We start from the raw sequence: 5,589 nt of genomic DNA, 5'->3' as shown, positions 1-5,589 counted from the left end.
TTGGACGTAAATGCGGTTCGCGGAAACGCAGGTCTGGCCGGCATTGCGGAACTTCGCCTGGACCGCACCGTCAACAGCACCGTCAATGTCGGCATCATCGAAGATGATGAAAGGTGCATTGCCGCCGGTTTCAAGGCTGACCTTCTTGATCTGGTCAGAGCACTGACGCATCAGCAGCCGTCCGACCTCGTTCGAACCGGTAAAGCTGATCTTTGGAATTGGTGCAGAGTTCACGGCCCACGCGATCACCTTCGGACGCATAGATCAGGTTGACCACGCCATCGGGAAAGCCGGCCTGATGGCGAGAGCAAACATTGCACCTAGCCACGCCACGATAAGATCGAGCGCGGCTTCGTTGCGTGCGGGTCTGTGGTCAGTGGAGGGCGGAGGAAAAGCGCTCGGCGTGCTCGCCCTCGCGATACCACTGGTTCGCGCCGGCAAGCGCCAGTTTCTGAGGCAAATCGCCGAACAGCTGGTAGAGCCTTACTCTCAGGGCTTGGCATCTATGTCGCCTACGACCGCCACATGCAGCCCGTCGCGTGCGAAAGCGGCTTTGTGGAAGGCGCTTAGATCGGAGGGCGTTACGCTAGTCAGCCTCCCTTGGGCGGTCTCGAATACGGATGCGTGCGTAGATTCCGCGCCGCCAGGCCAGCTCGGCGATCGCATGAGGTTCGCGCTCATTGGCAATGATTTCGGAGAGAAGCTGGGCGCGTATGCGGTCGAAAAGTGCTGGTGTAGCCGGATGCGGGTCCCGCCGCCGAGAATGTCGGCCAGCAGTCGAGCGCCGCGGCCCCGCACCAGGGACCGCCCATGAATGACTCATGCGAGGCGTCTCAAGGCTGTCCGCGATCCAGCGCCAGATCTCCGCCTCGCCCGAGACGCGCAGAGCTGGCCGGTTGTGCAGGAGCCGTCGGCAATATCCGCCTTCCTCGTTCGGATGGGTAACGCTTGCGATACGGAGTCTTGACTTTGGCAGTCGCTCTGTGACATTACCTATATAAAGTTCGAAAGAAGGCGATATGGATCATGCATAGGTCACAGAGACCCGAATGAAGGCAACGTATAAACGCACCTATTCGCGCTACGCGATGGAAGCGCTTGGCCTTTTCGGTAAGACCATCCGGCTTGGCCGGATGCAGCACCGGTTAACCGCACAGGAGTTAGCCGAGAGAATCGGTGTTTCACGCAGCACCCTGCAGCGCATCGAGAAGGGCGATCCCAAAGTCGAAATCGGACTGATGTTCGAAGCTGCTGCCATTGTCGGTGTGAAGCTGTTCGATGCCGACGGCAATGGCATCACAGCCCTCACAGGCCGCATGGACGATCGCATCGCGCTGCTGCCGAAGCACGTCTACAAGGCCGGCAAGCAGATCGTCGATGAGTTCTAAGGTCCCCAAGTACGACGAAGCCTATGTCTGGGTCTGGCTGCCGGGCGAGACCGCGCCGGTTGTCGCCGGGCGGCTATATGCCCATGACGGACTCGTCAGCTTCAACTATGGCAGGAGCTTTCGTGAACTGGGAAGCGCGATCCCGCTTTATCTCCCGGAACTGCCCCTGAAGGCAGGCGAATTGCCTTTGCTTCCTGGCCTAACCATGCCGGGATGCATCCGCGATGCTGCCCCTGATGCCTGGGGACGACGGGTTATCCTAAACCGCAAATTCGGTGTGAAGGGCGATGAAATCGCGCGGCTCGATATTTCAGAACTGACGTTCTTGCTGGAATCAGGCTCGGACCGCATCGGCGCGCTCGATTTTCAGTTTTCGCCAATGCATTACGAGCCGCGCGCACTGGCCAATGCCACTCTCGAAGAGCTTGTCCAATCGGCGGAGCGGGTAGAGAAAGGTATTCCGCTCACCCCCGAATTAGATCAGGCGCTGCATCACGGCAGCTCGATCGGCGGCGCAAGGCCAAAGGCGCTGATCGAGGGTGACGCCGTCAAGCATGTCGCGAAATTTTCCTCGTCTGCCGACCTTTACAGCGTCGTCAAAGGAGAATTCATAGCCATGCGGCTTGCCGCCTTGTGCGGCATCAGAGCGGCATCCGTCTCGCTCGTTCGCGCCGCAGGCAACGACGTGTTGCTCGTCGAGCGATTCGACCGGATCAAGGTCACGGGCGGCTGGCAACGCAAATCCATGGTCTCAGCGCTGACGATGCTCGCGCTCGATGAGATGATGGCGCGTTACGCCAGCTACCAGGATTTGGCGGAGATCATTCGCCACCGATTCACCGCGCCGTCGGAAACTCTGCGCGAGTTGTTCAGCCGCATTGTCTTCAACATACTTTGCGGCAACACCGACGATCATGCCCGCAACCATGCGGCATTCTGGGACGGCGCTAAGCTCACCCTCACGCCTGCGTACGATATTTGTCCGCAGGCCCGCAGTGGCCAGGAGGCCAGCCAGGCCATGCTCATCAGCGGCAATAACCGCATGAGCCGGATAGCGTCCTGCCTTGAAGCGGCGCATCACTTCCTGCTCAGCGCGCCGGAAGCTCTTGCGATTGTTGAAGGCCAGCTCCGATGCATTGCGGAGAATTGGCCGCGTGTCAGCGAGGAAGCTACGCTATCCGGCACAGATCGCAATCTGTTCTGGGGCCGACAGTTCCTCAATCCCTACGCTTTTACGGCGCTGGAAGGAAGCGCCGACGTTCTCCGCGCTCTGGCTGACGAACTACGCAACAGTGTTCACGCCTGATCCGGCGCTGGATTTCGGACAAGCTCGGCAAGCGCAAGACGCCCACAATATCGACAACCCTTGCCGTGCCAGGACGAAGATTGAACAAACGGCTCTTCAACAGTGACAACGTGCACTGCGGAGAGATGTGGAGCTGACACCGCAAAAGCCCAAGACGCGCGACTTCCCGCGATACAACTCCACATAACTGAGCGTCTACAAGCGGTGCAGCCAGCCAAACATCCAGCCATCAAAGCGATGATCGTCTGATCTTTTGCCGATGACATCACGTCGGGGAAGCCTTGTTCGAGCGCTTGCCGCTTCATATCGATACCGGCCTGGGCGTAGCGCATCGTTAGTTCAGCCCGAGTGGCCTGGCCATCGACTGATGGTGGCGATGTCAACACCCGCCTTGACGAGGTGGATGGCCGTCGTGTCCCGCAAAGGGCGATGATGGATGCTTTTTTCCGCCATGGTGGTTCCTTCGCCCGCAGCCATGTGTGCGCAGCAAGTATGGAACACCGAACCGGGTGAGCAGTGTGGGGCGGTCGTTGCTTTGCTCGGCGGGACAGGGCGATACCAGACGAAGGTCACAATCGAAGATTCAGGATCCCTGAACTCGTGCATCCGTATTGAACATCAGCGAAAACAGAGCGTAATCCCGCTGTCCAGAAGGCGTGCGGCGGACGATACGCGCCAGGACGCTCTTGATTTCCGGGCTCATCGAGATATTCGACAGGTGCCACCCACGCGCCCTCTTGAAGGGAAGTGTCACCACCAGTTGCAGCGTATCCTAATATTCGGGGTGCTCCGAAATCAGGAACCGCGCAAAGGCATGCATCGCCGCCAGCCTTGCATTGCGGGTCGCAACTGCCACGCTCGACCTCAAGTGATGTGAGAAAGCTGCCCATCCTGTCGGTATTGATGTCGGAGACCGCTTCTTCTTTCAAGAATATCTTCCCGCTCTCCCGCGGCATGAGCCCGTGGCATGCTTCGGCCCAATGCTGTGGATTGATGTTTCTTCATGCCACAACCTCGCTGACGAGACCGCCGAAAGCCCCTTCAAAGCGGTCGGTGGCGATCTCTCGCAGCTTTGGAAGGTAGTGCATTGATTTTTCGTGGAATGGGGACCCTGTTTAAAGGGTGATTTTCGTCCAAACGGGACCCCTTAACGATGGGGTCATCAAGATGCCTCCGGCTTGATCGGAGGCATTTGTGTTTTGGATGTTGGTTTTAGAGACGATTGCAAAGATACGTCGGCTGTCGCTGGTCCAGGGGAAGTCGATCAAAGCGATCTGCCGTGAGCTGAAGATCTCGCGCAAGGTGGTGCGCAAGGTCCTGCGTTCTGAGGAGACGCAGTTCCGCTACGAGCGCAAGCACCAGCCCTATCCCCGCATGGGAGCTCGGCGTGAGACGCGGGACCGGCTGCTGTCGGCGAATGCGGCCAAGCCGCAGCGGGAGCGGCTGCCGGTCGCTTCGACGGCTTCCATTGCATTCCCCCGTCGGTGTCGAAGACCTGCACGGTGCGCTTCGACAACAACAAATACTCGGTGCTGTCGAGTGCCGTCGGTCGGCCCATCGAGATCCATGCTTATGTCGATCGGATCGCATCCGCCAGAGGATGGCGTGGTCGTGGGAGAACACGTTCGCTCCTTTGGCCGCAACGAGGTCGCCTACGATCCCTGGCACACGGCGCGCGCCGTTCCTTGGCTGGGTCGTGCGGTCGGCAATGGAGAAGGTGCGGCGCAGCTCAAGGCGGTTGATGACGTCGACCGGCAGATGGTGTTGATCCTCACCTGGGTGCTGACCGACGGATTGAGCGCGGTCGAGGCCGCCTGTCAGGAAGCCATCGAGCACGGTGCATCGTCGGCGCCGGTGATCCTCAACATCCTGGCCCGCAGCCGCGATCCGGCGCCGGGCACGATCCTTTCCATTCCCCAAGCGCTGAAGCTAGCTCACGAGCGGTCGCCGACTGCACCCGCTATGACAGTCTCAGGAGGACAAACAGCCATGGAACGCACCGAGGTACTGGAACTGATGGGAGCGCTGAAGCTCTACGGAATGCGCAGAGCCTATGACGAGATCATGGGCGCGTCGCCATCAAGCGACGGCACGAGCCGCCCAGGATTGTCGGTGATCTCTTGCAGGCCGAGATATCGGAGAAGCAGGCCCGCTCCATCAAATACCAGTTCGCTGTCGCCAAGTTGCCGCTGGCCAAGGACATCGACGACTTCGACTTCGCCGACACGCCGGTCACCCCCTGATGCGCGATCTCGCCCGGCCGCGCCTTCGTCGCCGATCAGCGCAACATCGTCCTGGTCGGCCGCCTTCACGGGTCACCCAACTCGCGCGGAAGGTCGACCGCATTGCGACGGGCGCGTGTCGACTTCCCAACAATGTCAGACAGGAGACGCAACGCTATCGGAGCGATCGCATTGCCCGAAACGATTTTCCCAGTTGGCACGACAATTGCGGTCCTATGCGCAAAAGCAAACTAGACCTGAGAGCCGCACCGCATGAATGTAGCCTCCCAATATCTGCCGCTTGTGGCGCATCACGAAGCCGGGCACGCGGTGGCCGCCATCGTTTTGCACCGTCAGACGTTCGACGACGACCGTGAACTCCCTGCTTTCTCAAGTGTTAGTATTTACCCCGACGTCGGTGACGGAGAGTGCGGTGGTGTTGTCGAAGGCGCGGGTTTTTATTCAGCGCAAGGATTCACCTCGAAGCGAAAGCCGATTTTCGAGGACGATATGGATCGATGTTTGGAACGCGATGATGCGATCCGGGAGATAGTTGCGTGTCTGGCAGGTCCTTTTGCAGAATCCGCATTCGAAGGCTATCTGGACCCGCGCGATATGGCGATGAATGCGTCCGATGGGAATGAGGGGAGCAGCGACTACGCGGATGCCAAGC

At 59.5% G+C, this 5,589-nt stretch carries 4 protein-coding genes and 3 pseudogenes; 5 read left to right on the top strand and 2 right to left on the bottom strand.

Annotated elements, in window-relative coordinates; genetic code table 11:
• Window positions 1-438 (bottom strand): annotated as a pseudogene (locus EN932_RS27780) (aldehyde dehydrogenase family protein); the annotation flags it as partial.
• A gap of 611 nt (window positions 439-1,049) precedes the next feature.
• Between EN932_RS27780 and EN932_RS27770 the strand changes: the two are divergent.
• Window positions 1,050-1,388 carry a helix-turn-helix transcriptional regulator gene (locus tag EN932_RS27770; RefSeq protein WP_063169282.1) on the top strand — a complete coding sequence of 113 codons (339 nt, stop codon included), beginning with the start codon at window positions 1,050-1,052 and terminating at the stop codon, window positions 1,386-1,388.
• Window positions 1,378-2,694 (top strand): HipA domain-containing protein, encoded by a 1,317-nt coding sequence (locus EN932_RS27765; RefSeq protein WP_063169281.1) that lies wholly within the window; start codon window positions 1,378-1,380, stop codon window positions 2,692-2,694. Before EN932_RS27770 ends, EN932_RS27765 begins: the two co-directional genes overlap by 11 nt.
• 569 nt (window positions 2,695-3,263) lie before the next feature.
• On the opposite strand, the gene EN932_RS27760 is transcribed toward EN932_RS27765, so the two are convergent.
• Window positions 3,264-3,623 carry a hypothetical protein gene (locus EN932_RS27760; RefSeq protein ID WP_126066776.1) on the bottom strand — a complete coding sequence of 120 codons (360 nt, stop codon included), beginning with the start codon at window positions 3,621-3,623 and terminating at the stop codon, window positions 3,264-3,266.
• Window positions 3,624-4,139: 516 nt separating this feature from the next.
• On the opposite strand from EN932_RS27760, the pseudogene EN932_RS39125 reads away from it, so the two are divergent.
• The 3 genes and pseudogenes from EN932_RS39125 to EN932_RS27745 all read left to right on the top strand — a co-directional run.
• A pseudogene (locus tag EN932_RS39125) lies at window positions 4,140-4,673 on the top strand (IS21 family transposase); the annotation flags it as partial.
• A 10-nt stretch (window positions 4,674-4,683) separates the two neighbouring features.
• Window positions 4,684-4,997, top strand: a pseudogene (locus EN932_RS27750) (ATP-binding protein); the annotation flags it as partial.
• A 192-nt stretch (window positions 4,998-5,189) separates the two neighbouring features.
• The coding region (locus tag EN932_RS27745) for a hypothetical protein (protein WP_164747207.1) at window positions 5,190-5,589 on the top strand (400 nt) is incomplete at its 3' end.

The organism is Mesorhizobium sp. M7A.F.Ca.US.002.01.1.1, assembly GCF_004022955.1.
In the GTDB taxonomy this organism is placed as follows: domain Bacteria; phylum Pseudomonadota; class Alphaproteobacteria; order Rhizobiales; family Rhizobiaceae; genus Mesorhizobium; species Mesorhizobium ciceri.
This window is presented reverse-complemented; position numbering and strand designations above follow the sequence as displayed.

What these genes read in the sequence shown, in the direction of transcription:
- EN932_RS27765 (WP_063169281.1), top strand. Translation starts at nt 1,378, where the DNA reads ATGAGTTCTAAGGTCCCCAAGTACGACGAAGCCTATGTCTGGGTCTGG.
- EN932_RS27770 (WP_063169282.1), top strand. Translation starts at nt 1,050, where the DNA reads ATGAAGGCAACGTATAAACGCACCTATTCGCGCTACGCGATGGAAGCG.